General features: G+C 74.6%; 16 protein-coding genes. 9 read left to right on the forward strand and 7 right to left on the reverse strand.

Annotated elements, in window-relative coordinates; translation table 11 throughout:
• Window positions 1–91: 91 nt before the first annotated feature.
• Complete coding sequence (locus tag O7598_RS03215) at window positions 92–1,054, forward strand: ferritin family protein (RefSeq protein ID WP_269689935.1); 963 nt, start codon at window positions 92–94, stop codon at window positions 1,052–1,054.
• Between the two features lie 7 nt (window positions 1,055–1,061).
• Here O7598_RS03215 and O7598_RS03220 read toward each other — a convergent pair whose 3' ends face one another.
• The 5 genes from O7598_RS03220 to O7598_RS03240 are packed head-to-tail and all read right to left on the reverse strand — an operon-like array spanning window position 1,062 to window position 8,759.
• Window positions 1,062–2,150: a uroporphyrinogen-III synthase gene (locus O7598_RS03220; protein ID WP_269689936.1), complete on the reverse strand. Its 1,089-nt coding sequence runs from the start codon at window positions 2,148–2,150 to the stop codon at window positions 1,062–1,064.
• Window positions 2,151–2,498 carry a nitrite reductase small subunit NirD gene (gene nirD, locus O7598_RS03225; protein WP_269689937.1) on the reverse strand — a complete coding sequence of 116 codons (348 nt, stop codon included), beginning with the start codon at window positions 2,496–2,498 and terminating at the stop codon, window positions 2,151–2,153.
• Window positions 2,495–5,020, reverse strand: a complete 2,526-nt coding sequence (gene nirB / locus O7598_RS03230) for a nitrite reductase large subunit NirB (RefSeq protein ID WP_269689938.1) — start codon at window positions 5,018–5,020, stop codon at window positions 2,495–2,497. Before nirB ends, nirD begins: the two co-directional genes overlap by 4 nt.
• Window positions 5,017–6,654, reverse strand: a complete 1,638-nt coding sequence (locus O7598_RS03235; RefSeq protein WP_269689939.1) for an FAD-dependent oxidoreductase — start codon at window positions 6,652–6,654, stop codon at window positions 5,017–5,019. Before O7598_RS03235 ends, nirB begins: the two co-directional genes overlap by 4 nt.
• Window positions 6,651–8,759 (reverse strand): molybdopterin oxidoreductase family protein, encoded by a 2,109-nt coding sequence (locus O7598_RS03240; protein WP_269689940.1) that lies wholly within the window; start codon window positions 8,757–8,759, stop codon window positions 6,651–6,653. The genes O7598_RS03235 and O7598_RS03240 overlap by 4 nt, the downstream gene beginning before the upstream one ends.
• 147 nt (window positions 8,760–8,906) lie before the next feature.
• On the opposite strand from O7598_RS03240, the gene O7598_RS03245 reads away from it, so the two are divergent.
• The 7 genes from O7598_RS03245 (at window position 8,907) to glmM (ending at window position 14,318) form a co-directional block, all read left to right on the forward strand.
• Complete coding sequence (locus O7598_RS03245) at window positions 8,907–9,605, forward strand: class I SAM-dependent methyltransferase (protein ID WP_269689941.1); 699 nt, start codon at window positions 8,907–8,909, stop codon at window positions 9,603–9,605.
• Between the two features lie 74 nt (window positions 9,606–9,679).
• On the forward strand, window positions 9,680–9,940 hold the full coding sequence (locus tag O7598_RS03250) for a DUF6364 family protein (protein ID WP_269689942.1): 261 nt from the start codon (window positions 9,680–9,682) through the stop codon (window positions 9,938–9,940).
• The gene (locus O7598_RS03255; RefSeq protein ID WP_269689943.1) at window positions 9,918–10,223 is read left to right on the forward strand and encodes a hypothetical protein; all 306 of its coding nucleotides are present in this window, start codon (window positions 9,918–9,920) and stop codon (window positions 10,221–10,223) included. Before O7598_RS03250 ends, O7598_RS03255 begins: the two co-directional genes overlap by 23 nt.
• Window positions 10,224–10,346: 123 nt before the next feature.
• Window positions 10,347–11,720: an MFS transporter gene (locus O7598_RS03260; protein ID WP_442929791.1), complete on the forward strand. Its 1,374-nt coding sequence runs from the start codon at window positions 10,347–10,349 to the stop codon at window positions 11,718–11,720.
• A gap of 197 nt (window positions 11,721–11,917) precedes the next feature.
• On the forward strand, window positions 11,918–12,361 hold the full coding sequence (rplM, locus tag O7598_RS03265; RefSeq protein WP_091065920.1) for a 50S ribosomal protein L13: 444 nt from the start codon (window positions 11,918–11,920) through the stop codon (window positions 12,359–12,361).
• 20 nt (window positions 12,362–12,381) lie between these two features.
• Window positions 12,382–12,846 carry a 30S ribosomal protein S9 gene (rpsI, locus tag O7598_RS03270; RefSeq protein ID WP_269689944.1) on the forward strand — a complete coding sequence of 155 codons (465 nt, stop codon included), beginning with the start codon at window positions 12,382–12,384 and terminating at the stop codon, window positions 12,844–12,846.
• A gap of 116 nt (window positions 12,847–12,962) precedes the next feature.
• Window positions 12,963–14,318, forward strand: a complete 1,356-nt coding sequence (gene glmM, locus O7598_RS03275; protein WP_269689945.1) for a phosphoglucosamine mutase — start codon at window positions 12,963–12,965, stop codon at window positions 14,316–14,318.
• 15 nt (window positions 14,319–14,333) lie between these two features.
• Here the strand turns inward: glmM and O7598_RS03280 are convergent, their stop codons facing one another.
• Together O7598_RS03280 and O7598_RS03285 are read right to left on the reverse strand one after the other, a co-directional pair.
• Entirely contained in the window at window positions 14,334–15,083 is a 750-nt protein-coding gene (locus tag O7598_RS03280) for an ABC transporter ATP-binding protein (RefSeq protein WP_269689946.1), read from the reverse strand.
• A gap of 2 nt (window positions 15,084–15,085) precedes the next feature.
• On the reverse strand, window positions 15,086–17,893 hold the full coding sequence (locus O7598_RS03285) for an FtsX-like permease family protein (RefSeq protein WP_269689947.1): 2,808 nt from the start codon (window positions 17,891–17,893) through the stop codon (window positions 15,086–15,088).
• Window positions 17,894–17,990: 97 nt separating this feature from the next.
• On the opposite strand from O7598_RS03285, the gene O7598_RS03290 reads away from it, so the two are divergent.
• Window positions 17,991–18,617, forward strand: a complete 627-nt coding sequence (locus O7598_RS03290; protein WP_269689948.1) for a PadR family transcriptional regulator — start codon at window positions 17,991–17,993, stop codon at window positions 18,615–18,617.
• Window positions 18,618–18,629 lie beyond the last annotated feature (12 nt).

Below are 18,629 nucleotides of genomic sequence, written 5' to 3' on the forward strand. Positions count from 1 at the left end.
CTCCTGACCTGCGCAAACTTAGGATTCCCCCGAACATCGTCACGCTGTGTGAACGGATTTTCACAGTGGGCGCAAGTGAGAGGGGATCCCGATGCGGACAGTCAGAGGCATCACCGCGCTGGTCGTCGGCGCCCTGCTCGGTGTGGGCCTGACGGCGGCGCCCGCGCAGGCCGCGGTGACCGACGCCAGGACCCGCGCCAACACGCTGACGGCCATGAAGGGGGAGGCCTTCGCGCACGCCAAGTACCTGGCGTACGGGGCGGAGGCGGCACGCAACGGCCACGACGGGATCGCCGACCTGTTCCGGACCACCGGTGCCACCGAGCTGACCGAGCACTTCACCGAGGAGGCCGCGCTGATCGGCTTCGTCGGTTCGGAAGAGGCGAACCTGAACGACTCGATCAACGGGGAGTGGCACGAGGCCACAGTGGTCTACCCGGGCTACGCCCAGCAGGCCCGCCGGGACCGCTGCCCGCGGGCCGCGCGACTGTTCCAGGAACTGGCCGGCGACGAGGCCCGGCACGCCGCCCGCTTCCGCCTCGCCCGGTACGCGATCACCCACCCGGGTTCCGGCGTGGGCATCCCGGTCGGCGAGGCGGTCCCGCCGGTTCCCGTCACCGCCGGTCGCCCGGTCTGCTCGGGCGCTACCCGGGACAACCTGGAGGCGACGGTGCGCGGTGAGGCGTTCGCGTACGCCAAGTACACCCTCTACGCCCGGCACGCCCGCGACGGCGGCCAGCCGCGCCTGGCCCGGCTCTGGGACAACACCGCCAGTCAGGAACTCGGTGAGCACTTCGCCGAGGCGGCCACGCTCGCCGGCCTGGTCCGCGGCGACGCCGACAACCTCCGCGACGCGATCGACGGCGAGGTCTACGAGGCGGGCACCATGTACCCGGCCTTCTCCCGGCAGGCGGCCTCGGTGGGCGAGGACGAGGCGGCGGACCTGTTCGCCGAGATCGCGCACGACGAGGCCGGCCACGCGTCGGCGTTCCTGCTCGCCCTGGTCGACCTCCAGGTCGGCGGCGGGGGTGACCGCGCGGCCCGTCAGGGCTGAGCCGGCGTCAGTCCACCCGCAGGCGGTAGCCGCGCTTCACCACGGTCTGCACCACCCGGGGCGCCTTCAGCCCCACCCGCAGCCGGGCCACCGCCATCTCGACGGCGTGCTCGTCCGCACCGCGCGGCAGCGTCCGCAGCAGCGCGGTGCGGGAGAGCACCTTCCCCGGCGCCGCCGCCAGCGCCCGCAGCACTGCCATCGGGGCCGGCGCCAACTGGCGCAGCTCGCCGTCCACCACGGCGGCGTGACCGCGCAACGTGAGCACGTGCCCGGCCGCCTTCACCGAGACGGTACGGCGGGGCAGTTCCTCGACGATCGTCCGGACCAGCGCGCCGAGCCGGGCCCGGCTCGGCGCGCTCACCGGAACCCCGCGCCGCACCAGCGGCTCGGCGGTGACCGTGCCCACGCACCCGGCCAGCACGTCGCCGCGCAGCGCCGCCAGCACCGTCTCGGTACGGTCCCCGGCCGCCCGCAGCAGCGCCTCCGCGGCCGGCGCGGAGGTGAACGTGACCGCGTCGACCAGCCGCCCGGCGACCAGGTCGATGAGCCGGTGCAGCGGCGCCGGGTCGGCCGGCGGCGCCCAGCGGTAGACCGGCACCTCGATCACCGTGGCCCCGGCCGCGACCAGCGCCTCGGTGCACTCCGGCTGCCGGTCACCGTGCAACTGCAACGCCACCACCTGACCGGCCACCCCGCGCCGGACCAGGTGCTCGACCACCTCGTCGCAGCTCTCCGAGGCGGGCGACCAGTGCTCGCGCAGGCCGGCGGCGCGGATCGCCCCGGTCGCCTTCGGCCCGCGCGACACCACGTACGCGCGGGCGAGCATGGCGTGCAGCGGGTCGGCCAGCCCCCAGCCCTCGGCCGCCTCCAGCCAGCCCCGCATCCCGATGCCGGTGTTGGCCATCAACACGTCCGGCGGGTGCTCCAGGCAGGCCCGGGTGGCCTCGCGCAGGTCGCTGTCGTCGGCCAGCGGCACGATCCGCAGCGCCGGGGCGAGCACCACCCGGGCGCCACGGCGCTGGAACAGCGCGGCCAGTTCGTCGCGCCGCCGGTCCGCGGTGACCCCGATGGTGAAGCCCGCCAGTTCGTCCCGCATTCACTCCTCCTGCCGCAGCCGCACCTCGACCAGGCCGTCCCGGCAGCGTGCCCGGTGCCGCCGTAGCGCCACCCCGGGCAGGTCCAGGCAGCGCCCGGTGGTCAGGTCGTAGACCTGCTTGTGCAGGGGGGAGGCGAGCGTCGGCGCGCCGCCGCGACTGCCCACCAGGCCCCGCGACATCACGTACGCGTCGCCGACCGGGTCCAGGTTGTCCACCGCGAAGAGCCCGGCGGCGGTCCGGAAGAGGGCGACCTGCACGCCGTCGACCAGGGCGGCGACGCCACGGTCCTCGTCGAGTGCGTCCAGCGGGCAGACCGGCGTCCAGTCGAGCGTCGTGGCCGGGCTCATCGCCGTACCTCCGGAAGGCCGAGCGCGACGGGCTGGCGGCGACGGTCGGGGCCCGGCGGCGCGCCGCGGGCCGGCACCGGCTGGCCCCGCTCCACGGTGAAGGTGATGGACGGGTCCGGCACGTCCGGGGCGTTGACGAAGGAGGTGAAGCGGCGCAGCCGCACCGGGTCCTCCAGTACGTCCCGCCACTCGTCGGAGTAGCCGGCGACGTGCCGGGCCATGGCCGCGTCGAGGTCGGCGCAGAGCCCGAGCGAGTCGTCCACGAGCACCGACCGGAGGTGGTCGAGCCCACCGTCCATGGCCTCGATCCAGGCGGCGGTGCGCTGCAACCGGTCGGCGGTGCGGATGTAGTAGATCAGGAACCGGTCGATGAGTGTGATCAGCGCTTCCGTCGACAGGTCGGTGGCGAACAGGTCGGCGTGCCGGGGCCGGAAGCCGCCGTTGCCGCCGACGTACAGGTTCCAGCCGGTCTCGGTGGCGATGACGCCGAAGTCCTTGCCGCGCGCCTCGGCGCACTCCCGGGCACAGCCGGAGACCGCGGACTTCAGCTTGTGCGGGGCGCGCAGGCCCCGGTAGCGCAGCTCCAGCGCGATCGCCAGCCCGACCGAGTCCTGCACCCCGTAGCGGCACCAGGTGTCACCGACGCAGGACTTCACCGTGCGCAGCGCCTTGCCGTACGCGTGACCGGACTCGAAGCCGGCGTCCACCAGCCGGCGCCAGATCTGCGGCAGCTGGTCGACGCGCGCACCGAACAGGTCGATCCGCTGCCCTCCGGTGATCTTCGTGTAGAGCCGGAAGTCGCGCGCCACCTCACCGATCGCGATCAGCTTCTCCGGGGTGATCTCCCCGCCGGGGATCCGGGGCACCACCGAGTAGCTGCCGTCGCGTTGCAGGTTGGCCAGGAAGTGGTCGTTGGTGTCCTGGAGGGACGCCGCCTCGCCGTCGAGCACGTGGCCGGTGCCGAGGGAGGCGAGGATCGAGGCCACCACCGGCTTGCAGATGTCGCACCCGCTCCCGCGCCCGTGCTCGGTGACGAGCCGGGAGAAGGTGCGAATGCCGCGCACCCGGACCAGGTCGAACAGCTCCTGCCGGCCGAGGTCGAAGTGCTCGCAGAGCGCGGTGGACTGCCGCACCCCGGCGGCGTCCAGCAGTTGCTTCAGCATCGGCACGCAGGAGCCGCAGCTCGTGCCGGCCCGGGTGCACGCCTTCAACGCCGGCACGTCGGTCGCCCCGCCGGCGATCGCCGCGTCCAGGTCGGCCCGGGTCACCGCGTTGCAGGAGCAGACCTGGGCGGCGGCCGGCAGCGCGCCGGCGCCCGGGTCGCCGGCCGGGGCGAGCAGCGCCAGCGGGGGAGCGGGCAGCGGCCCGCCGACGCTCGCCCGCAGCGTCGGGTAGGCGCTCGCGTCCCCGACCAGCACGCCGCCGAGCAGCGTCCGCGCGTCGTCGGAGAGGACCAGCTTCGCGTACGAGCGGGTGGCCGGGTCGGTGTACGTCACGTCCAGGCTGCCGGCGGTGACGCCGTGCGCGTCGCCGAACGAGGCCACGTCGACGCCGAGCAGCTTGAGCTTGGTCGCGGTGTCCGCACCGGGGAACGTGGCCGCCCCACCGAGCAGCCGGTCGGCGACCACCTCGGCGGTCGCGTACCCGGGCGCGACCAGCCCGTGGCAGACGCCGTCCACCGCCGCGCACTCGCCGACCGCCCAGATCCGCTCGTCCGCGCTCCGGCAGGTCGCGTCCACCAGCACCCCGCCGCGCGGGCCCAGCGGCAGCCCGGCCGCGCGGGCCAGCTCGTCCCGGGGCCGGATCCCGGCGGCCACCACGACCAGTTCCGCGTCCACCGTGCGGCCGTCCGCGAGGGCGAGCGCGGCCACCGTGCCGTCCGGGCCCGGGCGCAGCGCCGTGGTGGCCACCCCGAGGTACGTGGTGACGCCCAGTTCCGCCACGTAGCGGCGGAGCATCGCCCCACCGGCCGCGTCCACCTGCACCGGCATCAGCCGGGGCGCGAACTCGACCACGCTGGTCGCCAGCCCCAGCAGGCGCAGCGCGTTCGCCGCCTCCAGGCCGAGCAGCCCGCCGCCGATCACCGCGCCGGTACGCCGGCCCCGGGCCCGCTCCCGGATCGCGGTCAGGTCGCCGAGCGTCCGGTAGACGAAGACGCCCGGCAGGTCGGTGCCGTCGACCGGCGGCACGAACGCGGACGACCCGGTGGCCAGCACCAGCGCGTCGTACGGATGCTCCCCGGTCGCCGTGGTCACCACCCGCCGGGCCCGGTCGATGCCGGTGGCCGGCTCGCCCAGCCGCAGCTCCACCCCGTCGTCCGGGGTGTGCAGGCTCAGCTCGTCCGCGTCGACCCCGTCGAAGACCGCCGAGAGCCGCACCCGGTCGTACGCCGGTCGGCGCTCCTCGGCGAGCACCGTGATCCGCCAGCGCCCGTCCCGGTCGCGGGCCCGCAGCGCCTCGACGAAGCGTTGCCCGACCATGCCGTTGCCGACGACCACCAGCCGGCCGCCCCGCTCGTTCATCGCGTCACCTCCGCCACCGCGCGGTCCGCGCCCGCGCCTCGTTCCGCCACGCCCGGACCGATGCCGGTCGCCGGGTTGCCGTTCGGTGTCTCCGTGTCCGGCCGGACGCCCGGTTCGGCCTGGGCGAGCCAGCCGGCGATGCCGCTCACCGCGTCCCGGCAGCCGCCGCAGCCGGTGCCGGCCCGGGTCGCCGCGGACAGCGCCGCCACGGTTCGCGCGCCGGCCCGCCAGCACGCCACCAGCGCGCCCTTGGTCACGTCGTTGCACCGGCAGACCGTGGCGGCGTCCGGCATCAGCGCGGGGGAGGCGGCCGGCTCGGCCGGTGCCGCGCCGAACGCGCGGCCGAGCAGCAGCGAACGCCGGTCCGCCGGCACCGGGGCGCCCCGGTCGAAGAGCTGCACCACGGCGCCGACCGCGGGGTTGTCGCCGAGCAGGATCGCCCCGATCAGCCGCTCGTCGCGGATCCGCAGCCGGGCGTAGGTGCCCCGGGCCGGGTCGGCGAACGTCAGCTCCTCCACCGGCCCGACTCCGCCCGGATCGCTCCCGACCGCCGAGCCGGTCCTGTCACCCGACCCGGGTGCGCCGGCCACGTCGCCCGGCCCGGGTGCGCCGGCCACGTCGCCCGGCCCGGGTGCGCCGGCCACGTCGCCCATCGCGGCCAGGTCGATGCCGGCCGCCTTGAGCCGGGTCACCACCGGCCCGGGCCGGTAGCGGGTCGACGGGTCGGCCGTGGTCAACACGTCGGCCACCACCCGGGCCTGCGCCCAGGCCGGCGCGACCAGCCCGGTCAGCGTCCCGTCGTGCTGGGCGCAGTCGCCGATCGCCGAGATCCGCGGGTCACCGGTCCGCATCCGGTCGTCCACCACGATGCCCCGGTCGACGGCCAGCCCGGCGGACGCGGCGAGCGCGGTGTCCGGGCGGACGCCGCAGCAGAGGACCAGCAGGTCGGCCGCGAGCGCTTCGCCGTCGGCCAGGTGCAGTCGGACGCCACCGGCGTCGGCGGTCACCCCGGTCGCCGGCACGCCGAGCCGAACCCGCACGCCCAGCCCGGCGAGCGTGCCGGCGAGGACCGTGCCGGCGGCCGGATCGAGCTGCCGGTCCATCAGGTGCCCGAGCGGGTGGACCACTGTCACGTCGAGGCCCCGGGTGGCGAGGCCGCGGGCCGCCTCCAGCCCGAGCAGCCCGCCGCCGAGCACCAGGGCGCGGCGCGCGCCCCGGGCGGCGGCGAGGATCCGCCGGCAGTCGGCCAACGTGCGGAACGGGACCACCCGGTCGGGCAGCGGGTCGAGGCCGGGCAGCGGCGGCACCACGGCCCGGCTGCCGGTGGCGAGCACCAGGTGGTCGTACCCGTGGCGGTCGCCGTCGCCGGTGCGTACCTCGCGGGTGGCCCGGTCGATCGCGGCGACCGGCGTGCCGGTCCGCACGTCCACCTCCGGGCCGACGGCCTCGACCAGCTCCGCGTCCGTCTCGTCGATCTTCCCGGCCAGCAGCGTGGACAGCATGATCCGGTTGTACGCCCGGTGCGGCTCCGCCCCGAGCACGGTGATCCGCCGGTCGCCGCCCCGGGCGTGCAGGTCGGCGACGAGCCGGGCGCCGGCCATGCCGTACCCGACGACGACGATCCGGCCGGTCATGCCCGCTCCACCCGGACCGCGCAGACCTTGAACTCCGGCATCCCGGAGATCGGGTCGACGGCGTCGTTGGTGACCGAGTTGACCCGGGCCGCACCGGGCCAGTGGAACGGGGCGAAGACGGTGTCCGGCCGGATCGCCGTGCTGAGTCGGGCCGGCGCGCACAGCTCGCCCCGGCGGGAGACCACCCGCACCGGCGTCCCCTCGGTCACGCCGAGTCGGGCGGCCAGGTCGGGGTGCAGCTCGACGAACCCGCCGGGAGCGGCCTTGCGCAGCGCGGCCACCCGCCGGGTCTGGGCACCGGACTGGTAGTGCGCGAGCACCCGGCCGGTGGTGAGGTGCAGCGGATAGTCGGCGCAGACCGGTTCGGCGGCCGGGCGGTGGGTGACCGGATGGAACCGGGCCCGGCCGTCCGGGGTGGGGAACCGGTCGGCGAACAGGCGGGGGCGGTCCGGCCCGGCCGGGTCCGGGCAGGGCCAGAAGACCCCGGTGTCGGCGTCGATCCGGTCCCAGGTGATCCCGGCGTAGTCGGCCGGGCCGCCGGCCGAGGCCCGTCGCAGCTCCTCGAACACCACGCGCGGGTCGGTCGGCAACGGCTCGCCGTCGGTGAGACGGGCGGCGAGCGCGGCCAGGACCTCCAGGTCGGTACGGACACCGGCGGGCGGTTCGCGGAGCGCCCGCCGGCGCAGCACCCGGCCCTCCAGGTTGGTCATCGTGCCGTCCTCCTCGGCCCACTGCGCCACCGGCAGCACCACGTCGGCCAGCTCGGCGGTCTCCGAGCGGAGGAAGTCGGCGACCACGAGCAGGTCCAGGTCGCGCAGCCGGGACTCGATCCGGGCCGCCCGCGGCGCGGAGACCACCGGGTTCGAGCCGAACACCAGCAGCGCCCGCGCCCCGGAGGCGGTGCCGAGCGCGTCGAGCAGCTGGTAGGCCGGCACGCCCGGCCCGGGCAGCGTCGCCGGGTCGACGCCCCACACCTTCGCCACGTGCTCCCGGGCCGCCGGGTCGTCGATCCGCCGGTAGCCGGGGAGCTGGTCGGCCTTCTGCCCGTGTTCCCGGCCGCCCTGCCCGTTGCCCTGGCCGGTCAGGCAGCCGTAGCCGGAGCCGGGGCGGCCGGGCAGGCCCAGGGCGAGCGCCAGGTTGACGAAGGCGGTGACCGTGTCCACGCCCTTGGCGTGCTGCTCGGCGCCCCGGGCGGTGAGGACGATCGCCCGGTCCACGCCTGCCAGTGCCCGGACGGCGGATTCCAGGTCGGCCACCGGCACCCCGGAGAGGCGTTCCACAGCCGCCGGCCAACAGCCGGCGACCGTCCGCCGGACCTCGTCGAAGCCGGTGGTCCGCGCCGCCACGTACGCGCGGTCGACGAGGCCCTCGGTGAGCGCGATGTGCAGCAGCGCGTTCGCCACCGCCAGGTCGGTGCCGGGCAGCGGTTGCAGGTGCAGGTCGGCCTGGCGGGCGGTGGCGGTGGCGCGCGGGTCGACCACGATCAGCGTGCCGCCGCGCTCCCGCAGGTCGGCGACGTGGCGCATGAGGGGCGGCATGGTCTCGGCCGGGTTCGCGCCGACCAGCAGCAGCGTGTCCGCCCGGCCCAGGTCGGTGAGCGGGAACGGGAGCCCGCGGTCGACGCCGAAGGCGCGGTTGCCGGCCGCCGCGGCCGACGACATGCACCAGCGCCCGTTGTAGTCGATGTGTCGGGTGCCGAGCGTGACCCGGGCGAACCGGCCCAGCGCGTACGCCTTCTCGTTGGTCAGCCCGCCGCCGCCGAAGACCGCGACCGCGTCCGGGCCGTGCCGGTCGGCGATCGTGCGCAGCCCGGTGGCGACCCGGTCGAGTGCCTCGTCCCAGCCCGCCGGGCGCAGCTCGCCGCCGGGTCGGTCGCGCAGCAGCGGCGTGGTCAGCCGTTCCGGGTGGTCGAGCAGCTCGGCGGCGGTCCAGCCCTTCTGGCACAGCCCGCCCCGGTTGGTGGGGAAGTTCCGGGGCGTGACCTCGACGCCGGCGGCGGAGTCGCGCAGCACCATGCCGCACTGCAACGCGCAGTACGGGCAGTGCGTCGCCGCCTCCCGGGGGCGCACCCCCGGTTGCGTCGCCACGCGCGCACCGTCTGTCATGTCGGGAAAGCGTGCCGCCGGGCGGTTTCCGGTCCGGGTCCCTTCTGTTTCGGTCCTGTCAAGAGCCCCTCACACCGCACCGGCGTGACGGAACGGACCGCAGAGTCTAGAATATGAGAAAACTGTCTCATAATACGGGAGGCACGTATGAGCGTGACGGACGCTTTCGACGCCGTGGCCGGCAGCTACGACGAGGCCCGGCGCCGGTTGGTGCCCTGCTTCGACGCCTTCTACGGCACCGCCGTCGAGGTGGCCGCGCCGCCCCTGCGAGCGGCGCTCGCCGCCGGGCGTACCCCCGAGGTGCTGGACCTCGGCGCGGGCACCGGCCTGCTCTCCCTGCTGTTGTCCGCGGCCGTCCCGGGCGTCCGGCTGACGCTCGTCGACGGCGCGCCCGGCATGCTGGCGGTGGCCACCGGCCACCTGGCCGCCCGTGGGGTGCCGCACCGCACGGTGCACGCCGACCTGACCGACCCGCTGCCCGCCGGCCGCTACGACGCGGTGGTCTCCGCGCTGGCCGTCCACCACCTGGACGACGACGGCAAGCGGGCGCTCTACCGGCGGGCGGCCGACGCGCTGGCGCCCGACGGGGTCTTCGTCAACGCCGAGCAGGTGGCCGGCCCCACCCCGGCGCTGGACCGGCGCTACGACGAGGTGTGGACGGCGCGGATCACCGAACTGGGCTCGGACGCCGAGGAGATCGCCGCGTCGCGGGAACGGATGCGCTACGACCGCCCGGCCACCGTGGTCGACCAGTGTCACTGGCTCGACGAGGCCGGCCTGGTCGACGTGGACTGTTTCTTCAAGGAGTGGCGCTTCGCGGTCTTCGGCGGCCGGCGTCCCCGATGATCCGCGGTGTCCGATTCCGCCATCGGCGCGAGCGGGGATGACTGGCGGTCATACCGCTGGGTAGTCTGCTCGGCATGACCGCCAAGGTGACACTGTCGTTCTCCGACGAGACGATCGAGGAAGCGCGCCGGTTCGCCAAGCGGGAAGGGCTCTCCCTCTCCGCCTGGATGGACCAGGCCGCCCGGGAGAAGGCGCTGCGCGAGGTGTTCACCGCGCACGCCGAGGCGGTCGGCCGCGCCGGGCTGGACCTGGAATCCGCCGCCCTGGCCGACGCCCAGGAGGTCGGCATGGTCCACGACGCCCTGTTCGGCGGTGGACGCCCGCGTGCTGCGTAGGGGAGAGGTCTGGCGCATCTCCGGCGCCCGGGAACGGTTCGGCCTGGTCATCAGCTCCGACGTCTACAACTCCACCGACGTGCCGATCGTGATCGTGGCCGAGGTGGTCGAGGAGTCGCTGTTGCGCGACTCGCCGCTCGCCGTGCGGATGGGCGGCTTCGTGGTGATGCCCGACCGGCTCTCCTCGCCGATGAAGAAGTGGTTCAGCGAGTGCGTGGACGTGGCCGACACGGAGACCATGCAGCGGGTCGGCCGGGCGCTGCGGATCCTCCAGGAGTTGTGACCGCCTCACCGCCGCCGCGCGGCGGACGTGCGATCTCCGTAGCCGCGCCGACGCGCGCGGGGCACCGGGTGCGAAACCACCCGTACCTAGCGTCCCCCTCGTCACCGACGAGGAGGAGTCGCCGTGAGCACGCTCGCTTCCACCACCACCCCGACCCCGGTCGCCACCGGCCGGCCGGGAGGGATCACGCAATGGCGTCCGGAGGACCCGGCGTTCTGGGCCGCCGGCGGCGCCCGGACCGCCCGGCGCAACCTGTACGTGTCGATCTTCGTCGAGCACGTCGGCTTCTCGGTGTGGAGCCTCTGGTCGGTGACGGTGCTCTTCCTCGGCCCCGAGTACGGCATCGACCCGGCCGGGAAGTTCCTGCTCACCGCCGTGCCGGCCGCGCTGGGCGCGGTGCTGCGGCTGCCGTACACGCTGGCCGTGGCCCGGTTCGGCGGCCGGACCTGGACCGTCGTCAGCGCGTTGTTGCTGCTGGTGCCGGCGGTGCCGATGGCACTGCTGATCACCCCCGGGGTGTCGTACGCCACGCTGATGGTGCTGGCCTGCCTGTCCGGCGTGGGCGGCGGCAACTTTGCCTCCTCGATGGCGAACATCAACCTGTTCTTCCCGGACCGGCTCAAGGGGCGGGCGCTGGGGCTCAACGCCGGCGGCGGCAACCTCGGCGTACCGGCGGTGCAGCTCGTCGGGTTGGCGGTGCTGGCCACCGCGGGGGCCGCGTACCCCCGGCTCGTGCCCGCCGTCTACCTGCCGCTGATCGTGCTCGCCGCGCTGGCCGCGGCGCGTTGGCTGGACAACGTCCCGGGGGCGCGTAACGAGCCGGGCGCGTTGCGCGCCGCGGCCCGGGACCCGCACACCTGGGTGATGTCGCTGCTCTACGTCGGCACGTTCGGCTCGTTCATCGGCTTCGGCTTCGCCTTCGGCCAGGTGCTCCAGCTCCAGTTCCACGACCGGTTCCCGACCCCGGTCGACGCGGCCTGGCTGACCTTCCTCGGTCCGCTGGTCGGCTCGCTGGTCCGGCCGCTCGGGGGTCAGCTCGCCGACCGGATCGGCGGGGCCCGCGTCACGTTCTGGAACTTCGTGGCGATGGCCGCCGGCGCCGCGCTGGTGCTGTCCGCCGCCCGGGACCGGTCCTTCCCGCTCTACCTGGCCGGGTTCCTGGCGCTGTTCGTGTTCTCCGGGATCGGCAACGGCTCCACCTACAAGATGATCCCGGCGATCTTCCGGGCCCGTGCCTCCGCCGAGGCGGAGGCGACCGGTGACCCGGAGGCGGCGCAGCGCCGGGCCCGACGGCTCTCCGGCGCGCTGATCGGCATCGCCGGCGCGGTCGGCGCGTCCGGCGGGGTGCTGGTGAACGTGGCGTTCCGGCAGTCGTTCCTGACCTCGGGCACCGCCGACGCGGCCTACCTCGCGTTCATCGGCTGGTACGCGCTGTGCTTCCTGGTGACCTGGGCGGTCTACCTGCGGCCGGGACCGCGTACGCTGCACGGAGTGTGAGCGGAGTCATGGCCGCGCGCGAGGTGACCCCGTTTTGACCTGCCGCCCGGCGGCCCGGTATCGTTGCCTGCTGTTGTACGACATTCTTAGGCGTGCCGCATCAGGTACGCTTGGTCGTTCGTGCGCGCTGGTTCGACTGGGAAGCCCCGGTTACCTCGGCGCGCGACCCCAGACCGACGACGAGACAAGGTAGACCTGTGCGTACGTACAGCCCGAAGCCGGGTGAGATCGAGCGTCAGTGGCACGTCATCGACGCCTCTGACGTCGTGCTGGGCCGCCTCGCGACCCACGCCGCCACGCTGCTGCGTGGCAAGCACAAGCCGACTTTCGCGCCGCACGTCGACACGGGCGACTTCGTCGTCATCGTGAACGCGGGCAAGGTCGCGCTGACCGGCAACAAGCGCCAGACCAAGGTCGCTTACCGCCACTCCGGCTACCCGGGTGGTCTGAAGCGGGTCGGCTACGACGAGCTGCTCACCAAGCGGCCCGAGCGGGCCGTCGAGCTGGCCGTGAAGGGCATGCTCCCGCACAACAAGCTGGGCCGTCAGATTCTGAAGAAGCTGAAGGTCTACGCCGGTGCCGAGCACCCGCACGGCGCGCAGCAGCCGGCGCCGTTCGAGATCAAGCAGATCGCGCAGTGAGCGCGGGCGAAGGAAGCAGCATGACCGACATCACCGAGACCGAGGTCGCCCCCGAGGCCACCGAGGCGCCGGCGCCCGTCGCGCGCGCGCCCCGCGGTGACCGCCCGATCCAGACCGTGGGCCGTCGCAAGGAAGCCATCGTCCGGGTCCGGATCATCCCGGGCAGCGGCAAGATCACCTGCAACGGCCGCGACCTCGAGGCCTACTTCCCGAGCAAGGTGCACCAGCAGCTCATCAAGGACCCGCTGGTCACCGCCGAGAAGCCGGAAACCTTCGACGTGATCGCCAACCTGCGTGGCGGCGGCACCACCGGCCAGGCCGGCGCGCTGCGGCTCGCCATCGCCCGGGCGCTGATCGTCAACGAGCCCGACGACCGCCCGGCCCTGAAGAAGGCCGGCTTCCTGACCCGTGACGCCCGGGTCAAGGAGAGCAAGAAGTACGGCCTCAAGAAGGCCCGTAAGGCTCCCCAGTACTCGAAGCGCTGATCACCGACAGCGTCTTGTACTTCTGACGGACGGCCGGGTCCGCCTCCCTTCTGCGGGGGCGGCCCGGCCGTTCCGTGTTTCTCTCCTCAACGGCAGTTCCACGGAGGTTGGCGGGTATGGGCCGGTTGTTCGGCACGGACGGCGTACGCGGGCGGGCGAACGCGGATCTCACCCCGGAGTTGGCGCTCGCGGTCGCGGTGGCCGCGGCCCACACGCTGGCCGAGACGGACCGGAGCCATCCGCCGCTCGCGGTGGTGGGCCGGGACACCCGGGCCAGCGGCGAGATGCTGGAGGCGGCCGTCGTCGCCGGCCTGACCAGCGCCGGCGCCAATGTGGTCCGGGTCGGTGTGCTGCCCACCCCGGCGGTGGCGTTCCTCACCGCCGAGATCAAGGCCGACCTCGGGGTCATGCTCTCCGCGTCGCACAACCCGATGCCGGACAACGGCATCAAGCTCTTCGCCGCCGGCGGGCACAAGCTGCCCGACGAGATCGAGATGCGGATCGAGGCTGCCGTCGAGGCGAACGCCACCACCGCCTGGGAGCGCCCGATCGGTGCCGGCGTGGGTCGGGTCAACGACCTGCTCGACGGCGCCGACCACTACGTGCAGCACCTGGTCGGCACCGTCCCGCACCGCCTCGACGGAATCAAGGTCGTGGTCGACTGCGCCAACGGCGCGGCCGCCGACGTCGCCCCGGTGGCCTACCGGGAGGCCGGCGCCGAGGTGATCGCCATCCACGCCGAGCCGGACGGGCTCAACATCAACGACGAGTGCGGCTCCAACCACATCGACGCGCTGCGCGCCGCCGTGGTCGAGCACGGCGCGCACCTCGGCCTCGCCCACGACGGCGACGCCGACCGGTGCGTCGCGGTCACCGCCGACGGCGAGGAGGTCGACGGCGACCAGGTCATGGCGATCCTCGCCCTGGCCATGCGCGAGGCCGGCGAGCTGACCCAGGACACCCTGGTCGCCACCGTGATGAGCAACCTCGGCCTGCGGCTGGCCATGTCCGCGCACGGCATCCGGCTGGTCGAGACCAAGGTCGGCGACCGGTACGTGCTGGAGGAGCTGCGCGCCTCCGGCCTGGCCCTGGGCGGCGAGCAGAGCGGCCACATCGTGCTGCCCGCGTACGCCACCACCGGCGACGGCGTGCTCACCGGCCTGCACCTGATGGCCCGGATGGCCGCCACCGGCACCTCCCTGGCCGAACTGGCCGCCGTGGTCACCAAGCTGCCCCAGGTGCTGATCAACGTGCCGGTCGGCGACCGTACCGTCGGCGCCGCCGCGCCGGCCGTGCGCGCCGAGGTCGAGCGGGCCGAGGCCGAGCTGGGCGAGACCGGCCGGGTGCTGCTCCGCCCGTCCGGCACCGAGCCGCTGGTGCGGGTCATGGTCGAGGCGGCCACCGAGGCCACCGCGCGCGAGGTCGCCGAGCGCATCGCCGGGCACGTACGCACCGCCAGCCCGGTCGGCTGAGCGGCCCGCCGGCGGTCACATACGTAGTCGGGAGGCCCGGTCGAACGTGTCGGCCGGGTCCTCGCCGTCGGTGAGGTCGACGTCCTCGACGATCCGCCCGTCGCCCAGCCGGATCAACCGGTCGCACCGGGCGGCGATGGTCCGTTCGTGCGTGGCCAGCAGGATCGTCATGCCGTGCTTGTCGCGCAACTCCAGCAGCAGGTCGAGGATCTGCGCGCCGGTGGTGGAGTCCAGGTTGCCGGTGGGCTCGTCGGCCAGCAGCAGCCGGGGCCGGCCCATCAGCGCACGGGCGATGGCGACCCGCTGCTGCTGACCGCCGGAGAGCTGCGCGGGCAGGGCCCGCTCGCGCCCGGCCAGGCCGACGGCGGCCAGCAGCTCCCGGGCCCGCGCCGGGTGGTCGGCGCGGCCCTCCCGCCGGGGCAGCACCGGCGCGATCACGTTGTCGAGCACGGTCAGCGCCGGCAGCAGGTGGTAGCGCTGGAAGACGAAGCCGACCCGCTGCCGATAGCGGGCCAGCGCCGCCCGGCGCAGTGCGGTGACCTCCACCTCGTCCACGGTCAGGCTGCCCCGGTCGGCCCGTTCGATCGCGCCGATCAGGTGCAGCAGCGTCGACTTGCCCGAGCCGCTCGGCCCGGTCAGCGCCGTCACCGAACCGCCCGCGATCTCCAGCGACACCCCGTCGACGGCGGTGAGCCGTTCGGCGCCGGACCGGAACTCGCGGACCAGCCCCTCCGCGCGCACGTTGCTTCCGGTGGTCGGATCCATCGTCACTCCTCGGCGAGCAGTCGCGCGGTGGGCAGGCGGCGCAGCAGCCCGGCCGGTACGAGCGCCGCGAAACAGGTGAGCAGCACGCCGGCCGTGGCGACCAGGGCCGCCACGGTCACCAGGGCGGCCGGCACGTCACCGACCAGCCAGGCCGCGCCGCCGAGGCCGAGCCCGGCGCCGGTGAGCGCGCCGAACCCGCCGAGGAACAACGCCTGGTAGCCGAGCAGGCGGGCGAGCGCGCCGTCGGTCCAGCCGGTGGCGCGCAGCGTGGCCAGCTCGGCGGCCCGGTCACGGACGTCGAGGTAGAGGACGTCGGCGACGGCGGCGACGCCGAGCAGCACGGTGGCCACCGCGGCGAGGGTGTCCGCGCCGCGCACGCTCAGCGACACCGTGTCGCCGAGCAGGCTGCCGACGACGGCGCCGCGGAAGGCGTACGAGACGGCGGCGACCACTGTGAGCGCGGCCACGCCGATGGCGAGCGCGGCGGCACCGAGCAGGGTGCGCCCGGGAACCCGGGTCAGGTTCACCAGGGCCATCCCCGCGACGGTCCGCGTCCGGCGGGCGCGGAAGGCGCCCGTGACGGGTGGGCGCAGCGCGGCGGCGGCGTGGGCGCGCGCCGCCCGCAGCGCGGGTGCCAGGCCGGCGACCAGCGCCAGCAGCAGAGCCACCGGTACGGCGAGCAGGGCCCGCCGCCAGTCGACGCCGATGCCGAGCGCGTGGCCGAGCGGAACGGCCAAGCCGACGGCGAGCAGCCCGGCGACCAGGCCGAGCGTGGCGACCTCGCCGAGGACGAGCGCGCCGATGCGGCGGGCCGACCAGCCGAGGCAGGCCAGCACGGCGAGTTCGGCCCGGCGGTCCCGGACCGCGGCGGTGACCGCGTTGCCGAGGAAGAGCGCGCACACCACGAGCACTAGCGCGAACAGCACGGCGCTCTTGCGGTCGACCGCCCGGGTGATGACCGAGGCGACGCCGAGGGCGGACCAGTTCTCGGTGAGCCGCAGGTCGGGGCGCCCGAACTCGCCGGCGGGCAGGTCGACGGTCTGCGGGGCGGGGGAGGAGCCGAGGGTGATGTCGACGTCGAGGCCGGTGGAGGTGGCGATCCGCTCGGCGATCAGCCGGACCCGTTCGGCGGAGCGTTCGCGGTAACCGTCCACGTCGGCCACCCGGACCCGGATCGCGCTGATCGGCGCGGTGCGTTGCGGACTGGTGCCGCCCTTGAGCAGGTCGGGCACCGCAGCGAGCGTGGTCAGCAGGAGCGGCGGTGCGGTGAGGTAGCCGGCCGGGTTCCCGCTGGGTTCCAGCGGCTCCCCGCCCAGCACGGCACGGCTGGAGTCGTCGGCGCCCTCGGCGCGCGGTGGCTCGTACGTCTCCAGCGGCACCTCACCCAGGTCGCTGAACCCGGTCAGCTTCTCCGGGTCGAAGGAGCCCACGGACCGCCAACCTCGCACGTCGGTGAGGGATCGTCCGGACGACGGCAGCCCGAGCGCCGCCAGCGGTCGGAACGGTGTGTCCGCGGTGAGCCAGGGGCGTGGGATGGCGATGGCCTGGTCCTTGCCGACGTACACCTTGGGGTTCGGGTCCGCCGAACGCGCCCGGAGGCTGCCGTCCGGCTGCCGGTCGTAGCTGGTCTGGCCGGGTTGCACCACGCGGGTGAGCTGGCCCGCGCAGCAGTCCGCGTCACCGGCGAGTTGTGCCTGGTACGCGGTCGCGACCTTCTGTTCGGCGCCACCCACCGGCGTGGTCGGGGCGTCGCGCAGCACCCGGCCGAGATCCTCCGGTGGGACATCGCCGAGGCTGTTCCGTGGCGTGATCCGGTGCCAGGTGGTGCGGACCGTGCCGTCCAGGTAGGGCCGGGCGCTGACCAGCACCGGAACGGTGTGCACGCGGGTGCCCGTCGTCCGTCTCGTCCGCACGGCGTCGGCCGCTTCCAGCGGTCGGCCGGCCACGACGGATCTGGCCAGGCCGACCAGTCGTTGCTCGGCGTCCGGATCGACGGCCGCGAGCAGGAACGGCACGGTGACCTTCGGCCGGACGACGAGCCGGTCCGACCGCTGGCTGGGCGTCGAGCCGGGAGCGCGGCTCTCGAACCGTCCGTCCGGCAGCAACCGGAACGCCTCGACGGACCAGACCTGTCGGTCGGTGAGGGTGTTCATCGACGGGGCGAGGTACCAGCGGGGATCGCAGACGGGCGCGCTGCGCCCGCGCGACAGCACTTCCCGGGGCACGTCCCCACAGAGTGAGGAGTCGTAGCTGCGACCGTCGCTGTACGGGATCGCGTCGGCGCGGAAGCCGTTGTCGGTCCGCGGATAAAGGAGGGGGTGCGTGGTGACGTACACGTAGATCGGTTCCGCGGCGACGTGGCTCGACCCGCGTTCCGCGAGGAAGGTGCGGTCGACGCGGATCACCTGGCGCTCCAGCGAGCGGTCCACCACGCCGGTCAGGTCGAGCGGTAGCTCGACCTCGGTGGTGGAGTGACCGAGCATGGCGATCGGGGCGGCGACGTCCACCCCCTCGACGGCCTTGACCTGGTCGTACTGGGCGGTGGTGATGCCGCCGTAGCTGCCGGAGAGATAGTTGGGCCGGACCAGCCCGCGCTCCGCCTCCAGCGCGGTGCGCGTTCCCTTCGGCCGGACCAGGATGTCGTAGGCGGCGCGGGTGTTCCGCTCCACGGTGCCGGTCACCGCGAGGCGGGACGTGGTGGTGGCCCCGGTCAGGACGACGAAGCCGGTGGTGGCCACCAGTACGCCGACCAGCAGTGCCACCGACCGGCCGGCGCGGCCGCGAAGATGACCCCAGACGAACCGAACCATTGCGCCTCCCCGTGTGCTGAGCACACTGTGCGCGATACATTGTGACAATGCAAGGCCCCGCCCGGGTGCCTGTCCGAAAACCGGATCGGAGAAGACGGTGGCGATCCAGCACGCGGTCCTGGCCCTGCTCGCCCGCGGCCCCAGCTACGGCTACGAGTTGAAGAGCGCCTTCGAGGCGGCGGTCGGCCCGCAGTGGGGTCCGCTCAACATCGGCCACCTCTACCAGATCCTCGACCGGCTCTCCCGCGACGGCCTGGTGATCGCCGAGCGGCAGCCCCAGCCGGTCAAGCCCGACCGGGTGGTCTACGAGATCACCGACGACGGCCGCGCCGAACTCGACCGCTGGCTGACGGCGCCCAGCCCGCGCAGCGGCGGCTTCCGGGACGACTTCTTCCTCAAGGTCACCGCCGCCGCCCGGTCCGGTCAACCGGCCGTCGTCCGCACCGTGCTCGCCAACCAGCGCGGCCACCTCATGCGCGAGCTGCGCAACCTCGACGGGCTGCGGCGCGGCGCCGACGACCCGGTGGTCCGGCTGCTGCTCTCGGCCGCCGGCCGGCACGTCGAGGCCGACCTGGCCTTCGTCGACGACGCCGAGGCGGCGCTGCTCGCCGACGGCGGCGCCACGCTCGCCGGCCTCGCCGCCGAGACCACCGCGGCCGGACCAGGCAAACCCTCGGGTGCCCGATCCGGCGAGGATGCCGACCCGGCGCGGGCCGCCGGCTGAACCGGCGCCCCG

The organism is Micromonospora sp. WMMC241, assembly GCF_027460165.1.
GTDB classification, from domain to species: Bacteria; Actinomycetota; Actinomycetes; order Mycobacteriales; family Micromonosporaceae; genus Micromonospora; species Micromonospora humi.